The sequence below is a fragment of the Planomonospora corallina genome (assembly GCF_042650625.1).
GTDB lineage: Bacteria > Actinomycetota > Actinomycetes > Streptosporangiales > Streptosporangiaceae > Planomonospora_B > Planomonospora_B corallina.
Genome location: NZ_JBHSBM010000017.1, coordinates 143,050 through 158,522, shown reverse-complemented (window position 1 = coordinate 158,522; position 15,473 = coordinate 143,050). Strand labels below are relative to the sequence as shown.

General features: G+C 76.2%; 12 protein-coding genes. 5 read left to right on the top strand and 7 right to left on the bottom strand.

Features of this window, described 5'->3' with window-relative positions:
- Positions 1-111: 111 nt before the first annotated feature.
- The 6 genes from ACFOWE_RS13890 to ACFOWE_RS13865 are packed head-to-tail and all read right to left on the bottom strand — an operon-like array spanning position 112 to position 6,522.
- Entirely contained in the window at positions 112-1,434 is a 1,323-nt protein-coding gene (locus ACFOWE_RS13890) for a 2-oxo acid dehydrogenase subunit E2 (protein WP_377287708.1), read from the bottom strand.
- Positions 1,427-2,440 (bottom strand): alpha-ketoacid dehydrogenase subunit beta, encoded by a 1,014-nt coding sequence (locus ACFOWE_RS13885; RefSeq protein WP_377287707.1) that lies wholly within the window; start codon positions 2,438-2,440, stop codon positions 1,427-1,429. Before ACFOWE_RS13885 ends, ACFOWE_RS13890 begins: the two co-directional genes overlap by 8 nt.
- Positions 2,431-3,429 (bottom strand): thiamine pyrophosphate-dependent dehydrogenase E1 component subunit alpha, encoded by a 999-nt coding sequence (locus ACFOWE_RS13880; protein WP_377287706.1) that lies wholly within the window; start codon positions 3,427-3,429, stop codon positions 2,431-2,433. The genes ACFOWE_RS13885 and ACFOWE_RS13880 overlap by 10 nt, the downstream gene beginning before the upstream one ends.
- A 4-nt stretch (positions 3,430-3,433) precedes the next feature.
- A complete protein-coding gene (locus ACFOWE_RS13875) occupies positions 3,434-3,712 on the bottom strand; it encodes a phosphopantetheine-binding protein (RefSeq protein ID WP_377287705.1) in 279 nt (92 codons plus the stop codon).
- A 48-nt stretch (positions 3,713-3,760) separates the two neighbouring features.
- Positions 3,761-5,032, bottom strand: coding sequence for a condensation domain-containing protein (locus tag ACFOWE_RS13870; RefSeq protein WP_377287704.1), 1,272 nt, complete (start codon positions 5,030-5,032; stop codon positions 3,761-3,763).
- Complete coding sequence (locus tag ACFOWE_RS13865; RefSeq protein ID WP_377287703.1) at positions 5,029-6,522, bottom strand: class I adenylate-forming enzyme family protein; 1,494 nt, start codon at positions 6,520-6,522, stop codon at positions 5,029-5,031. Before ACFOWE_RS13865 ends, ACFOWE_RS13870 begins: the two co-directional genes overlap by 4 nt.
- A 361-nt stretch (positions 6,523-6,883) precedes the next feature.
- Between ACFOWE_RS13865 and ACFOWE_RS13860 the strand changes: the two genes are divergently transcribed.
- From ACFOWE_RS13860 to ACFOWE_RS13840, 5 genes are read left to right on the top strand one after another with little or no spacing between them, the layout of a single operon-like run.
- Positions 6,884-10,138, top strand: a complete 3,255-nt coding sequence (locus tag ACFOWE_RS13860) for an amino acid adenylation domain-containing protein (RefSeq protein ID WP_377287702.1) — start codon at positions 6,884-6,886, stop codon at positions 10,136-10,138.
- Positions 10,135-10,317, top strand: a complete 183-nt coding sequence (locus tag ACFOWE_RS13855) for an MbtH family protein (protein WP_344857144.1) — start codon at positions 10,135-10,137, stop codon at positions 10,315-10,317. The genes ACFOWE_RS13860 and ACFOWE_RS13855 overlap by 4 nt, the downstream gene beginning before the upstream one ends.
- Positions 10,310-10,597, top strand: coding sequence for an acyl carrier protein (locus ACFOWE_RS13850; protein WP_377287701.1), 288 nt, complete (start codon positions 10,310-10,312; stop codon positions 10,595-10,597). Before ACFOWE_RS13855 ends, ACFOWE_RS13850 begins: the two co-directional genes overlap by 8 nt.
- Positions 10,597-11,979, top strand: coding sequence for a hypothetical protein (locus ACFOWE_RS13845; RefSeq protein WP_377287700.1), 1,383 nt, complete (start codon positions 10,597-10,599; stop codon positions 11,977-11,979). The genes ACFOWE_RS13850 and ACFOWE_RS13845 overlap by 1 nt, the downstream gene beginning before the upstream one ends.
- A complete protein-coding gene (locus ACFOWE_RS13840) occupies positions 11,976-14,063 on the top strand; it encodes a N,N-dimethylformamidase beta subunit family domain-containing protein (protein WP_377287699.1) in 2,088 nt (695 codons plus the stop codon). The genes ACFOWE_RS13845 and ACFOWE_RS13840 overlap by 4 nt, the downstream gene beginning before the upstream one ends.
- Positions 14,064-14,205: 142 nt before the next feature.
- Here ACFOWE_RS13840 and ACFOWE_RS13835 read toward each other — a convergent pair whose 3' ends face one another.
- Positions 14,206-15,375, bottom strand: coding sequence for an ROK family transcriptional regulator (locus ACFOWE_RS13835; protein WP_377287698.1), 1,170 nt, complete (start codon positions 15,373-15,375; stop codon positions 14,206-14,208).
- Between the last annotated feature and the right edge of the window lie 98 nt (positions 15,376-15,473).

Sequence of the window (15,473 nt, the reverse complement as noted above, 5' to 3'; positions counted from 1 at the left end):
GGGTGGACGGGACGGGCACGGCAGGTAACGTGCCCGGCGCGGGCACGGCGGAAGCGGCGGGCACGGCGTCCGGCGGGGCCGGTGCGGGGGGCGGGGTCGGTGCGGTCCCGGTCAATGGATCTCCTGACGGAGTGCGGCCAGGAACAGTGCGGCGTCCCGGCCGTTGACGAGTCGGTGGTCGTAGGCGAGGCCGATGTCGGCGACGGTCCGCACCGTCACCGAGCCGTCGGCGGCCAGGACGGTCTCCGGCCGCGGAGAGGTCACCGCGAGGGCGGCGGCCGTGCCGGGCAGGACGATGGGGACGGCGAGGACCACGTCGGCGTCGGTGTGCAGGGTGACGGTGATGTTCGCCCCGGTCAGGTCCCGCTCCCGGAAGTCCCCGGTCGCGGCGGCCAGCCGGTGGCGCATCAGCGTGTCCGCGACGGCGCGCAGGGTGCCGGTGTCGCGGACGACCGGCACGTACAGGCCCTCGCCCAGGTCGAAGGTGACCCCCACGCACGGGGCCGCGGAGAACCTGACGACCGGGCCGGCGGAACCCGGCGCGTCCTCGGCGGAGGCGAACAGCAGCGGGAACCGCCCGTGCAACCGGGCCACCGCCTGCACGAACAGCTCGGGCAACCCGACGGGCCTGCGCACCTCGCGGGTCAGCTCGCGGGCCCGCGCCAGCGCCGGGCCGACGTCGAAGCGCATCACGGTGTACGCGGCCGGGACCGTCCGGTGGGAGAGGGCGACCGCGCGCGCCACGGCCCGCTGGACCCGCGGCAGCCCGTGCGTCCCGGACCCGCCGCCCGCCTCCGGATCGGCGGGGCCGGTGGAGACGGCGGCGTCCCCCGCCCCGGCCGGGCCGGGAGCGGTCCCGTCCGGTCGTGGACCCTCGCCTGCCCCGGCGGGGCCGGGAGCGGTCCCGGCCCGTTGCGGATCCGCGCCCTGGGAGGTACGGCCGGCGGCCAGGCGCTCGACGTCGGCCCGGCGGACCAGCGGCAGGCCCAGGGCCAGCACCTGCTCCTCGGAGACGCCCAGCTCCGCCATCGCGATCCGGGCCGGGACGGTGATCGCCGAGGCGGCGTCCGCGCCGGAGACCGCCTCCGCGGCGGACGCCGCGGCGGGCTTCCCTGCGTGTTCCCCGGTGGACGGCCTGGACGGGGACCCGGTGCGATCCGCGGCGGATCCGGCGGTGCGGGCCGGATCGGGTCCGGCCGGGTCGCCGGTGACGACGCGGGCCAGTACGGCGCCCGGGGCGACCCAGGCGTCCTTGGCCGCGACGTGGACCAGCCGGCCGGAGGCGTCCGCCTCGATCTCGTCGGCGGCCTTGGAGGTCTCCAGGACCGCCACCGCCTCACCGGCGTGCACCGGCTCGCCGTCGCCGACGAGCCACTCCACGACCAGGTACTCGGTGTCCTGGTTGTTCAGCTTGGGGACGAGGACGTCAGCCACGCGGCGCCTCCTGCGCTACCCGCCGTACGGCCTCGCGTACGGCGCGGTGGACATCGGCGGCACCGAGGAGGACCTCCCGTTCCAGGTGGGCGGCGGTGGGGATCACCGACGCCCGCGAGCAGACCAGGCGGACCGGCCCGCGCAGCCGGTCCCAGGCCCGCCGGTGGACCTGGTGGGCGACCTCCGCGCCCCAGGCGCCGCCCGGGGCGCTCTCCTCGGCGACCAGCACGACCTGCCCGAGGTGCGGCAGCAGCGCCTCGGCGTCCAGCGGGTACAGCCGGGACGGCACCAGCAGCCGGCAGGCGATCTCCTCCTCCAGCAGCAGCGACCGCATCGCCTCCATCGCCCGGTGCGCCGTCCCGCCCGGGGCGATGATCACGCAGTCGGGGCGGGCGGCGAGCTCCGGCACGACCGGCTCCACCACGGCGAGGTCGCCGTCGCGGCGCGCCCGCAGCAGCGGGCCGGTCTCCCCCGTCTGCCGGGTGTAGAGGACCTTGTCCTCGAAGAACAGGCACGGCTCGCCCCGCTCCACCATGGCCGCGAGCACCTCGCGGTTGTCGTGGAAGGGCGACATCTCGTACAGGGCCAGGCCGGGCACCCCGACGAAGTGCTTCTGCAGGCTCTGGCTGTGCGTGGGGCCGTAGCCGCGGCCGCCGCCGGTGGGGCAGCGGACGACCATCCGCAGCGGCAGGCGCGAGCCGTACATCGACACCGACTTCGCGGCGAAGTTGCACAGCTGGTCGAAGGCGAGCGTGGCGAAGTCGCCGAACATGATCTCGGCCACCGCGGTGTTGCCGGCCAGCGCGAGCCCGGCGGCGACCCCGGTGAGGGCGCCCTCGCTGATCGGGGTGGTGATCACCCGGCCGGGGAAGCGGGTGGAGAGCCCTTTGGTGATCTTGAAGGCGCCGCCGTACGGGTCGAGGACGTCCTCGCCCAGCACGTACGCCGCCGGGTCGTCGTCGAGCAGCCCGTGCAGGGCGGCGTTGAGGTTCTCGGCTACGCGCACGGCGACCACCTCGACGGCGGGCGGGCGGCGACCTCGGCCGCGATCTCCTCGACCCGGGCCCGGACCCGCTCGTCGGACGGGTGGAAGTGGCCCGGGTGGTCGTGGGCGTAGCGTGCGTACCAGTCGTGCGCGCGGGCCGCGCGGACCTGCGCGGGCGGGCGGGTGTCGTCCCCCTTGCTGTGCGGGCCGAGCCGGTGGGTGCGGAACTCCGCCACCAGTGGCCGGCCCTCCCGCACCCGGGCGACCAGCGGCGCCAGCGCGGGACGGATCTCGTTGACGTCGGCCGAGACGACCAGGTGGTGGTCGATCCCGAACGCCGCCGCCCGCCCGGCGATGCTCCCCGCGAGGTGCGCGCCCGTGGGCGTGGACTGGGCGATGCCGTTGTTCTCCACGACCACCAGCAGCGGCAGGCCCCAGAGGGCGGCCAGGTTCAGCGCCTCGTAGACGGCGCCCTCGCCCCAGGTGCCGTCGCCGATGTAGACGCACGCCAGCGCGCCCGCCCCGCCGCGCCGCAGGTGCAGGGCGACGCCCGCGGCGACCGGGAGGCTCTCCCCCTGCACCCCGGTGGACAGGTAGCGGTCCCGGTGGATGTGCTGGCTGCCGCCCACCCCGCCGCAGACCGCGCCCTCCCTGCCCATGATCTCCGCCAGCAGCCCGTGCGCGTCGCCGAACCGGGCCAGGTAGTGGCCGTGGCCGCGGTGGTTGCTGAAGACGAAGTCGGCCGGTCCCAGCAGGGGGCGCAGCGCCACCGGCACGTACTCCTGGCCCAGGCAGGTGTGGGTGGTGCCGTTCAGCTCGCCCCTGCCGTACAGCCGCAGCAGCGTCAGCTCGAAGTGCCGGATCAGCAGCAGCAGTTCGAGGTCGTCGTCGGCCAGCCGGGAGAGCCCCGTCCCCGGGGCGCCGGAGGGGCCGGGGTTCTCCCGGGCGGGGGTCACGGTCACCGCCCCGGCCGCCGTCTCGGTCACCGCCCCGATCACCGTCTCAGTCACCGTCTCAGTCACCGTCTCGGTCGTCGCCCCGGTCACCGTCTCGGTCGTCGCCCCGGTCACCGCCGAGGAGCTTGACGATCCCGGCGACGGTGGGGTTGTCGAAGAAGTCGTCCAGCTCGACCTCGACGCCGAGGCGCTTGCGCATCCGGACGATGATCTGCGTGATGGTCAGCGAGTGGCCGCCGAGGTCGAAGACGTCGTCGTGGTCGTCGATCGGCGAGACGCCCAGGACCTCCTCCCAGATCTCCCGAACCTGGTCGGTGAGGGTGGTGACGGAACCCATGTGCGTTCTCCAGGGGTGGTGCGGCGGCCCGCCGCCGGTCGCGGCGGGTCACGGGGTGGTCCGGTGGGGGGCCGGCAGGTCGCGCAGGCGCAGGCCGGGATCGCGCCCGGCCCGTTCCAGCAGCAGGAGCAGGTCGGCCGCGAAGGCGCCGGCGTCCGGCAGCGCCCCGGGGTCGTGGCGCAGGGCGATGTCGAGGCCGTCCGGCCCGTCCACGCACTGCAGGTGGAGCGCGCCGCGGACGGAGCCGTTGGGGACGGTCCGGTCGACCGCGCACTCCAGGCCGCTGAAGACCGGGTCCTGCAGGGCGCGGGCGCGGTAGCTGACCGAGACGGGCGCCAGCGCGGCGTGCGGGCGCAGCCGGGGCAGCGCCCTGCTCAGCGGGACGCCGCGGAAGCGGTAGACCTCCCGCAGCCGGGCCCGCAGCCCGGTGGCGAAGGCGCCGAAGGTCTCCCCCGGCTCCGGGTGCGAGGTGACGGGCAGTTCGTTGACGAACACGCCGATGTGCCCGGCCGCCTCCGCCGGGCGGGTGGACAGGTCCACGGCCGTCGTGACGGCGGCGTTGCCGTACCCGGCGAGCAGGGCGTGCAGCGCGGCGAGCAGCGTCTCGAACCGGGTCAGCCCGGCGACGGCCGGGAGTCCTGCGCGGAGGCGGAGCGTGCGGCCCTCGGCCGCCCGGCGGGAGCGCAGCGCCCGGCCGCGCACCACCGTCTCGCCGGGCTCGCGCCACCGGGACGACCAGAACTCCCGGGCGGCCGGCAGCGCCTCGGCGATCCGCTCGCGCTCGGCCCGGCCGGGGTCGAGCGGGGGCGGCGGGTGCGGGTCCTCACCGTTGTACAGCGCGGCGAGGTCGGCCACCAGGATGTCCTTGGAGTGCCCGTCGAAGACCAGGTGGTGGGCGGTGAAGGCCAGGGTGAGCCGTCCGGGGCCGGTCTCGTGGACGGCGAAGCGGGCCAGCGGCCCGGTGTCCACGTCGAAGGGGGCGAGGACCTCCTCCCGCACCGCCTCCGGCCAGTCCTCCGGATTCCCCGCCGGGTCTCCCCACCCGGGTGTCCGCCGGCGCCGTACCGGCACCGGGGCTCCGGGGACGAGCCGCAGCCCGCCCGCGGTCTCGGCCGCGACGGAGCCCAGGACCGGGTGGCGGTCCACGACCGCGGCGCAGGCCGCCGCCAGCGCGTCCGGGTCCGGACCGCCGCGCAGGTGGACCAGGAGGGGCATGTGGTAGGCGGTCCCCGCCCCGGTGGTCTGCTCGGTCACCCAGATGCCCTGCTGGAGGACGGTGGCCTCCACCTCCTCCCGGGGGGAGGCGGTTCCGGCGCTCACGCGGGGGCCCGTTCCGCCGGCCCGGACGCCTCCCGCGCCGCCAGATCCGCGCGCAGCGCCCGCTTGTCGGCCTTGCCTCCCGCGTTGCGGGGCAGCGCGGCGACCGTGACCACGTGGGCGGGCATCTCGTACGGCGCGAGCCGGTCGGCGAGGAAGAGCCGCAGTTCCTCGGCGGTCAGCGGCGCGCGGACGGCCATGGCGACGGCGACGACGGTCCCGAGCACCGGGTGCGGCACACCGAACGCGGCCGCCTCGGCCACCGCCGGGTGCCGGAAGACCGCCTCCTCCACGCGGAGGGTGGAGACCTTGTGGGCGCCGGACTTGACCACGTCGCTCTCGCGGTCGACGAGGTAGAGGTAGCCGTCCCGGTCCAGGTAGCCGAGGTCGCCCATGCGGACCCAGCCGTCGCGGAAGGTGCCGGAGCCCGGCTCCGCGTAGTACGAGCGCGGCGCGGCCGCCGAGCGCATCCAGACCTCGCCGGTCTCGCCCGGCGGGAGCGGCTCCCCGTCCGGTCCGGCGATCCTGACCCGCCCTCCGGCCACCGCCCGGCCCACGCTGCCGGGCCGTTCCGGGTCGACCATCATGACCGTCTGGGCGGGGGCCGCCTCGGTAGAGGTGTAGTAGTTGACGATCGTCGCGTTCGGGAAGGCCCCGGGCAGCGCCTCGGCGACCGCCGCGGGCAGCGGGGCGGCGGCGGAGCCGAGCAGCCGCACTCTGGACAGGTCGTGCCGCCCGGCCGCTCCCGAGCCGAGCAGCTCGATCGCCATCGCCGGGACGAGGAAGACCGTCCCGGCCCGGTACTCCTCGATCAGCGCGGCGAAGCGGCCGGGGGTGAACCGGGGCAGGGTGACCACGGCGGGGCAGGCGTCCACCGCGTTGACCAGCATCATCTGGCCGGCGTTGGTGCCGACAGGGAAGGCGTGGACCAGGTGCCGGGAGTGCGCGAACGGGCGCCGCCGCGCGCCGCACCCGTGGGCCAGGTTGGCGTGGGCGGCCGCGACGCCCTTGGGACGGCCGGTGGTGCCCGAGGTGTAGAGGATCTGCGCGAGGTCTCCGGGCGCGGGATCGGGGAGGTCGTGGGATGTCTGCGCGCTCAGGCCGTCGAGCGTCGCGGTCCAGCCGCCGCCGGGGACGTCCGGACCCCCGCCCGCTCCCCGCGCGTGCACGGCCCCGGCCGCGCCGCAGTGCCCGAGCATGGAGCGCAGGTCGGCGGCGGTGAGGCGGTCGGAGAGCGGCACCGCGGCGGCTCCCGCCTTGAGCACCCCGATGAAGGCCACGGCGTAGTCCGCCCAGTCCGCGTTCCCGAAGACCAGCCCCACCCGGTCGCCGCGGGCGACGCCGCGCTCCACCAGGCCGTGCGCGACCGCGGTGGACCGCTCGTGCCACCGGCCGTAGGTCAGCGGCGCCGATCCCTGGACGATCAGTGCGACTCCGTCGGGGTCGGCGAGCGCCCGGTCCGCGAGGAGGTGGGGGAGGGTCGGGTTCACCATGTGAACCTCCCGATAAAGATCGGATGTATTGCGATCGCGGACAGAGGAACACCACGACCATTACAGGAAAGAATCTTTACTATTCCGATGCGGGCGTCAGTCTTGCACGCCCGGCGGGGCCGCGCAAGAGTCTCCGGCCGACCCTCGGCGGAGCCGGGAACCCCCGCGCCACAGGGTCTTGCGTGACCGGAAGAGCGGGTGCGAAACTAGCGAGCCACATCTAACCGGAAAGTTTCTTTCCAAAAAGATGCACGCTGGAACACCGAAAAAGCTGGGCTGATGCCCGCAGGACGGATGGCCGCACATGTGGCCTCTCCTCCGCCCGCGTGACCACGAACCCGCGTCCGCCGAAGGAGCCCCCGTGCCCCGACCAGAGACCGGACCTTCCCGCGCCTCCTCGGCCGGCCCGGTGAGGGAGCACCCGCTCTCCCCCGGCCAACAGCGCCTCTGGTTTCTCCACCGCTTCGACCCGACGGATCCGAGCTACAACACATCCTATGTTTACCGGCTGAAAGGGTCGCTTGATAAGGACGCGCTGACCTCCGCGTTCACCGCGGTCGCGGCCCGCCACGAGAGCCTGCGCACCCGGTTCCGCGAGACCGGCGGAGAGCCGGTGGCGGTCGTCGACCCGCCCGCGCCCGTGCCGGTCCGGCGGCTGACCGCCGCCGGCGAACAGGAGGCCCGGCGCCTGGTCGCCGCGCTCACCAACACCGCCTTCGACCTGACCGCCGCGGCGCCTTTCCTGGTCGCACTGGTCGAGCTGGGACCCGGCGACCACGTCCTGTGCGTCGTCGTGCACCACATCATCAGCGACGGCTGGTCGCTCAACGTGCTCCGCGCCGAGGTCGCCGCCCACTACGGCAGCCGCGGCACGGCGCCGCTGCCCGATCTCCCCCTCCAGTACGGCGACCACGCCCGCGAGCGGCACTGGACGGACGCCGACCTGCGCTGGTGGGCCGGGCACCTGGCCGGGGTCCCCCCGCTGGACCTGCCCGCCGACCGGCCGCGCCCGGCCCAGCGCTCCTCGGCCGGGGCCGCGCTCGACTTCCGGATCGGCCCGGAGGCGGCCGCGGAGATCGCCGCGCTCGCCCGCCGGGCGCGCTGCACGCCGTACATGGTGCTGTTCGCCGCCTACCAGGTGCTCCTGGCCCGGCACACCGGCCGGCACGACTTCTGCGTGGGCACCCCGACGGCCGGCCGGAACCGGGTCGAGCTGGAGCCGCTGATCGGGTTCTTCTCCAGCACGCTGCCGGTCCGCTGCGACCTGTCCGGCGACCCTTCCTTCGCCGAGCTGCTCCGGCGCACCCGCCGCGCGGTGCTGGACGCCCTCGCCCGCCAGGACGTGCCGTTCGAACGACTGGTGGCCGAGCTCGACGTGCGGCGCGACCTCAGCCGCACCCCGGTCTTCCAGACGATGTTCGCCCTGCACACCCACGGCGAGGACCCCGACCCGCTGCCCGGGCTGTCCGCCGTCCCGTTCCCGAACGGCTGGCACCCCGCGCGCTACGACCTGTCGGTCGACATGGCGGCCGACCCGGACGGCGCGCTCAGCGGGCGGATCATCTACAGCACCGAGCTGTTCGACCACGCGACCGTGGCGCGGTTCGCCGAGCGCTTCCAGGAACTGCTCGCCTCGGCCGTCGCCGGCCCCGAGTCGCCGGTGAGCGGGCTGCGGATGGCGCCCGAGGCGGAGTCGGCCCTGCTGGACGCCTGGAACGCCACCGGCGCGGACCTGCCCGAGGCGACGCTGGCCGACCTGGTCCTGGCGCAGGCCGCGGCCACCCCGGACGCGGTGGCGGTCGTCGCCGGCCCGGACACGCTGACCTACGCGGAGCTGGCCCGCCGGGCCGCGGAGACCGCGGCCCGGCTGACCGCGGCGGGAGCGGGCCGCGGCTCGCTGGTCGCGATCCGGATGGAACGCGGCGCCGACATGCTCGTCGCCCTGCTGGGCACGGCGCTCAGCGGCGCGGCCTACCTCCCGGTGGACCCCGGCTACCCGGAGGCCCGCACCGCGTACGTGCTCCAGGACTCGGCCGCCGCCCTGGTCCTGACCTCGCTCGAAGACCTGCCGCCCGCACCGTCCGGCCGTGCTCCGGCGGCGGGCCCGGCCCGGCCCGGCGACCCCGCCTACGTGCTCTACACCTCGGGCTCCACCGGCCGCCCGAAGGGCGTGGTGGTCCCGCACCGGGCGCTGGTGAACTTCCTGCTGGCGATGCGGTCGCTGCTGGGCTCCACCCCGCGCGACGTGTGGCTGGGGCTGACGTCGTTGTCGTTCGACATCTCCGCCCTGGAGCTGTACCTGCCGCTGGTGACCGGCGGCCGGGTGGTGGTCGCGGACGCCGCCGCCGCCGTGGACGGCGCCGAGCTCGCCCGGCTGGTCCGCGGGCACGGGGTCACCCACGTGCAGGCGACGCCGTCGGGCTGGCGGGTGCTGCTCACCGGCGACCTGCCCCGGGTGACGGCGCTGGCCGGCGGCGAGCCGCTCCCGCTCCGGCTCGCCCGCGAGCTGCGCCCGCGCGTGGACCGCCTCGTCAACGTGTACGGCCCGACCGAGACGACGATCTGGTCGACCGCCTGGGAGGTGCCCGCCGATCCCGGCGAGATCGCGATCGGCCGCCCGATCGCCAACACCACGGTCCACGTCGTGGACGGAACCGGCCGGGAGGTCCCGGTCGGGGTCCCGGGCGAGCTGCTCATCGGCGGCGCCGGGGTCGCGACCGGATACCTGGGCCGCCCCGCGCTGACCGCCGAGCGCTTCGTCCCCGGGCCGGGCGGCTCCCGCCGCTACCGGACCGGTGACCGGGCCCGGCTGCGGCCCGCCGGGACCCTGGAGTTCCTCGGCCGCCTCGACGACCAGGTCAAGCTGCGCGGCCACCGGATCGAGCCGGGCGAGATCGAGGCGGTGATGGACGCCTGTCCCGGGGTCCGGCAGTCCGTCGCGGCGGTCCGCGGCGACCTCCTGGTCGCCTATCTCGTGCCGGAGCCGTACGCCGGCGGCGCCGAGGCCGAGGCCGAGGCCGAGGCCGTGGACGGCACGGACGGCACGGACGGCACGGACGGCACGGACGGTGCGGACGGCTCGGACGGCACGGACGGTGCGGGAGCCGCGCCCGCCCCGGACACCCTGGCCGCCCCGGACGCCGCGGCGGACGCGCACCGCGCCCTGCTCGACCGGGTGCGCGGACACCTGGCCCGGGAGTTGCCCGGCCACATGGTGCCCGCGGTGCTCACCGTGGTGGACGCGCTGCCGCTGACGCCCAACGGGAAGATCGACCGCTCCGCGCTGCCCGAGCCGGCCGCCGCGCCCCGCGAGCACGTCCCGCCGCGCGGCGACGCCGAGGAGCTGGTGGCCGAGGTCTTCACCGAGGTCCTCGGCGTCACCGGGGTCGGCGCCCACGACGACTTCTTCGCCCTGGGCGGCCACTCGCTGACCGCCGCCCGGGTCGTCGCCAGGATCCGCGCGCTCGCCGAGGTGGACGTGCCGATCCGCACGCTGTTCACGCGGAGCACCGTGGCGGGGCTCGCCGCCGCGGTGGAGGAGCTGCTGGTCGCCGAGCTCGCCGCGCTGCCGGAGGAGGAGGCGCGACGCCTCATGGAAGCGGGGAGCCGAGGATGAGCCATCTCGTCGTGGTCAACCACGAGGAGCAGTATTCGATCTGGCCGGCGGGCCGGGAGCTGCCGGACGGCTGGCGCGCGGAGGGCGCCTCCGGCAGCCGGGAGGAGTGCCTGGCCCACATCGAGCGGGTCTGGACGGACCTGCGCCCGCTCAGCGCGAGAGGAGACGGTGATGCCTGAGCAGCGGACCCCGCCCGCCCCGGATCCGCGGGAGCGGAGCGCGACCGTCAGGCGGCTGGCCGAACTGGTGGCCGCGGCCTCGGACGGCGCGGTCACCGCCGAGGAGGCGCTGGCCGCGCAGGTGCCGCTCGCGGCGCTGGGGTTCACCTCCCTGGCCCAGATGCGGCTGATCGACGCGGTGGAGGCGGAGTTCGGGATCGAGTTCGATCTGTCGGCCGCCGGGGCCGCGGCGCTGAACGACCTGGACGCGCTGGAGCGCCACCTGGCCGGGGCGCGCTGATGGACGCCCGGTTCGCGGGCGGCCGCGCGGGCACGGCCCCGCTCACCTGGGGACAGCGGGCCATCTGGGACACCATCCGCGCCACCGCGCCCGACGACCACTACTTCAACTTCGGCCGGGTGCTCACGGTGCCGGGACGGGCCCGGCCGCTCACCCCGGAGCGGGCCGCCGAGGCTCTCGGCGCGCTGGTGGAGCGGCACGAATCGCTGCGGACCCGGCTCGGCGGGGCCGGGCCGTACCAGGAGGCGGGGCCCCACCCGGAGGCCGGGCCGTACCGGGAAGCGGACCCGTACCGGGAGGCCGGGCCGTACCAGGTGCTGGAGAGCGCGGGCGCGCTCCCGCTCACGCTCGCGACCGGCGACCCCGAGCGGCTCCTCGGCGAGCTGGCGGCCACCGCGTTCGACTACGCCTGCGAGTGGCCGCTCCGGGCCGGCCTCGTCGTCGACGGCGGCGAGGTCACCGAGATCGTCCTCGTCTTCTGCCACCTGGCCGCCGACGGGCTGGGCGCCGAGGCGGCCCTGCGCGACCTGCGCCTGCTCCTGCTGCGCGGCTCCGTGCCCGGCCCCGTCCCGCCGCAGCCGCTGGACCTGGCCCGCTGGCAGGAGTCCGAGCCGGGACGGCGGGCCGCCCGCGCCGCGGCCGGGCACTGGGAGCGGGAGTACCGGCGCATCCCGCCGACCATGTTCGACCGGCCCTCCGGGGAGGCGGCGGACCCGCCGGTCTGGCGGGCGCTGCTCGTCTCCCGGGCGGCGGAGCTGGCCGTACGGCGGCTCGCCGCCACGCACGCCGCGAGCACCTCGACCGTGCTGCTGGCCGCCGCCACCGCGCTGACCGGAACGGTGACCGGGCGCGACGTCTGCGCCATGCTGCCCATCGTGGCCAACCGCTTCCGCGGCGGCACCGCGAACGCGGTCACCACGCTCTCCCAGGAGGGCCTGTTCGTGCTCGGCCCGCGCCGGGGCTCCTTCACGGAACTGCTGCGCGCGGCCGGGCCCGCCGCGCTGAACGCCTACCGCTCGGCCTACCACGACCCGCGCGACCGAGATCGGCTGACGGCGGAGGCGAGCCGGGAGCGGGGCACACCGGTCCATCCCTACTGCTGCTTCAACGACATGCGCTTCGCCGACCGGGCGGGCCCCGTCCCCGGCGGGGCGGAGGTACGGCGGGCGGCGGCCGAGACGGCGCTGTCCTGGCCGCTCCGGCAGGAGAACCTCAACTGCCGGTTCTGCCTGCACGTGACCGCCGAGCCCGGCGGCCTCGGCGTCTCCCTGACCGCCGACACCCGCTTCCTGTCCCGGCCGGCCATGGAGCGCTACCTGCTGGATCTGGAGTCGCTGCTGGTGGAGGCGGCCTGCGACGAGGTCCCGGAGCCCGCCGGATGACGATCTGCGCCTACGCCGAGTCCACCTCCGTCGCCCAGGGCGGGCGGCTCCGCTTCCACCTGACCCGCACCTCGCGGGCCCCGCTGCGCGGCACGGTGACCGTGGAGGACACCGCCGCAGGCCGGCGGTTGCCCGGCGGCGCGTTCCGGGGCCCGCACTGGGACCTCGACGTGCCCGGGGACTGGACGAGCTCGCTCTACCGGGCCGTCTTCACCTCCGGCGAGGACGGCGAGGAGACCGCCGAGGTGCACTTCGTGGTCCGGGCCGCGCGGCCCGCCTCGCCCATCCTGCTCTCGGTCCCGTTCCCGACCTGGCAGGCCTACAACCGGGCCGGGATCCCCGGCGAGTCGCTGTACTGGACCGAGCAGCCCACCCGCGCCGCGCGCGTCTCCTTCGACCGGCCGGGCGGCGGCCCGCCGCCGGAGCGCTGGGAGGAGGGCATGATCCGCTGGCTGGGGCCCGCCGGGTACGCCGTGGACTACTGCTCGGGGCTCGACCTGCACGACGGCGCCGGCCTGCTGGCCGGCTACCGCCTGCTGGTGGTCAACGGCCACGACGAGTACTGGTCGGCGGGCATGCGCGACAGCGTCGAGGACTTCGTCCGCCGCGGCGGCAACCTCGCCGTGTTCTCCGGAAACACCTGCTGGTGGCAGTTCCGCCTGGAGGACGGCGGGCGGACCATGGTCTGCCACCGCGACGCCGCCGCCGATCCCGTGGCCGCGACGGAGCCCGCCCTCACCACGGTCGAGTGGTCCAGCGCGCCGGTCGACCGGCCGGAGAACGGCCTGATCGGCGTGAGCTTCCGGCGGGGCGCCGGAACCTGGGGGCCGTACATGGAGAAGATGCACGCCGAGTCCTACACCGTCCGGTTCCCGGAGCACTGGGCGTTCGAGGGGACCGGACTCGGCGAGGGCGACGCGTTCGGCCGGGGCGCGATCGGCTACGAGACCGACGCCTGCGACTTCACCGAGGTGGACGGGGTGCCCCTGGCCACCGGCCGCGACGGCACGCCGCCGTCCTTCGTCATCCTCGCCACCGCGGACCTGCGCCACTGGGACCGGTACGGCCAGGGCGGCATGGCCACCATGGGCGTGATGCGCCTGGGCGCCGGGACGGTGTTCACCGCGGCCACGGTGAACTGGGGCAACACCCTGCACGATCCGCTCGTCGCCCGGATCACCCGCAACGTGCTGGACCGCCTGTCGGGACCGGCGGCGGAGGCGTGGGAGGTGATCGGCCCGGGCGGCCCCCGCGACCCGGGTGATCCTCACAACCCAGGTGGCCCTCACGGCCCGCGTTGGCCTTGCGGTCCCCTGCACGCGCTGGCCGCCGTCGGCTCGACCCTGTACGGGACCGGGCCGGACGGCTCGCTGTCCGCCCGGGAGATCTGCGGGCAGAACCTCCGCTGGCGCCCCGCCGGGCCCGCCCCCGGCGTGGTCGCCCTGGCCTCGCCTCGCGAGGCCTCCCCCGGCCGCCCCATCACCCTCTACGGACTGACCGCCGACGGCCGCCTCGTCCGCCGCGAGTCCGACGGCTCGTGGACCGCGATCGGCCGCGCGCCCGGCGGCACGGCGGACGGCCGGGCGACGGACGGCCGGGCGACGGACGGCCGGGCGACGGACGGCCCGGTGACGGACGGCCCGGTGACGGACGGCCCGGTGACGGACGGCCCGGTGACGGACGATGGAGCGGCCCCCGGTGGCCCGGTGACGGACGGCGGAACAGTCCCCGGCGGCGCGGTCGCGGACGGTGAGACGGCCCCCGGCGGCCCGGTTGGGCTGGCGATGGTGAACGGTGAGCTGTTCGCGACCTGGGCCGGCCACCTCTGGTGCTCGGCGGGCGACGGCTCCTGGACGCGGGTCGGCGCCGCCCCGGACGTGGTCGCCCTCACCGCCGTGAACGGCCGCCTCTACGCCGTCTGCGCGGACGGCCGCGTCCGCACCCGCCTGCCGCTCGCCGCCCCGGCCGAGTGGACGGACCTGTGCGACGCCGGCGGCGCGACCACGCTCGCCGCCCACGCCGGCCGGCTGATCGCCGCCTCCCCCGGCGGCCCGCTCCGCTGGCGCGCCGCCGTCCCCGGCTGACCCGCGCCACCGTCCCCGGCCGGTCGCGGTCCGCAGGCCACGACCGACCGGGATCCAGGCCACGACCGACCGGGATCCGGGTCACGACCGATCGAGCCGCGACCGACCGGTATACGGACCGCGGCCACGGCGCGGGCCCCGGTCAGACCGTGTCGGAGAAGACCTCCTCGCGGGCCCGCTGGAGCGCGGAGACCAGGGCGCCGCGGAGCACCGGATTGCCCTCCACCTCGGTCACCACGACCCGCGGCCGGCTCGGGCAGACGCGGGCCACGGCCTCCTCCACCCGGGCTGCCAGCGCCGGGCCCCCGGCCCTGCCGACGTCACCGCCGAGCACGATCAGCCCGGGGTCCAGGACCACGGCCACCGCCGCCACCCCGACCGCGAGCCGCCCGGCCAGCTCGTCCAGGAAGCCCTCCGCGCCCTCGGCGACGGCCGTACGGACGCGCTCGCCGACGGACCGGCCGCCGAGGCCGTACGCGCCCGCCAGGCCGGTCACTGCGTCCCCGCCGACCAGCCGCTGGAAGGAACCGGACTGGGGCTCGCCCACGCCGGTGGGGAGCGGTTCGCCGGGGACCGGGAGCCAGCCGATCTCGCCCGCGCCCCCGGTGAACCCGCGGTGCAGGCGCCCGCCGAGCATGACGCCGAGGCCCTGGCCGACCCCGGCCCACAGCAGCACGAAGTCGTCCGCGCCGAAGGCGGCGCCGCACTCGCGCTCGGCGAGGGCGGCGAGGTTGACGTCGTTCTCGATCGTCACCGGGACGCCGAGACTCCGCCGGAGCTCGGTGAGCACGCCCTCGTGCCAGGAGGGCAGGTCGAAGGAGAAGCTCACGTCACCGGTCCGGGGGTCGACGACGCCCTTGGTGCCGATCACGAAGCCGCGGAGCCGGGACCGGGTGATGCCCGCCGCCGCGCAGGCCCGGCGGACGGCGCCGCGCACCAGCCGTACCGGGTCCGCCTCGCCGCCGGCGGCGGGGACGTCCACCGCGACCTCCGCGACGAGCTCGCCGGTGACGTCGGCGATGCCCGCGCTGATCCGGTCCGGCAGCACGTCGAGGCCGGCGACGTACGCGCACGAGGGCACCACGCCGTACAGCGCCGCGTTGGGCCCGCGCCCCCCGGCCTGCTCCCCGACCACCGAGACCAGCTCCCGTTCCTGGAGCCGGGCCAGCAGCTGACCCGCCGTGACCTTGGACAGGCCGGTGCGCTCGCCCAGCTCGGCCCGGGTGAGGGGGCCGCCGGAGAGCAGCAGCTCGAGCGCCGCACGGTCGTTGAGCTGGCGTAACAGCCGCGGCGTCCCCGGTCGTCCAGCCACGTTCTTCCTCCCCCGTCACGATCCGCTAACGACCGTTTCTTTTAAGAAAGTTTCTTGTTAGTTTAGCGCTCGTCAGCCCGCAGGCAAGCGCAGGAAAG

Coding starts and splice junctions, on each gene's coding strand:
- ACFOWE_RS13850 (WP_377287701.1), top strand. CDS start 10,310: ATGCCTGAGCAGCGGACCCCGCCCGCCCCGGATCCGCGGGAGCGGAGC.
- ACFOWE_RS13845 (WP_377287700.1), top strand. CDS start 10,597: ATGGACGCCCGGTTCGCGGGCGGCCGCGCGGGCACGGCCCCGCTCACC.
- ACFOWE_RS13840 (WP_377287699.1), top strand. CDS start 11,976: ATGACGATCTGCGCCTACGCCGAGTCCACCTCCGTCGCCCAGGGCGGG.
- ACFOWE_RS13865 (WP_377287703.1), bottom strand. CDS start 6,522: ATGGTGAACCCGACCCTCCCCCACCTCCTCGCGGACCGGGCGCTCGCC.
- ACFOWE_RS13855 (WP_344857144.1), top strand. CDS start 10,135: ATGAGCCATCTCGTCGTGGTCAACCACGAGGAGCAGTATTCGATCTGG.
- ACFOWE_RS13875 (WP_377287705.1), bottom strand. CDS start 3,712: ATGGGTTCCGTCACCACCCTCACCGACCAGGTTCGGGAGATCTGGGAG.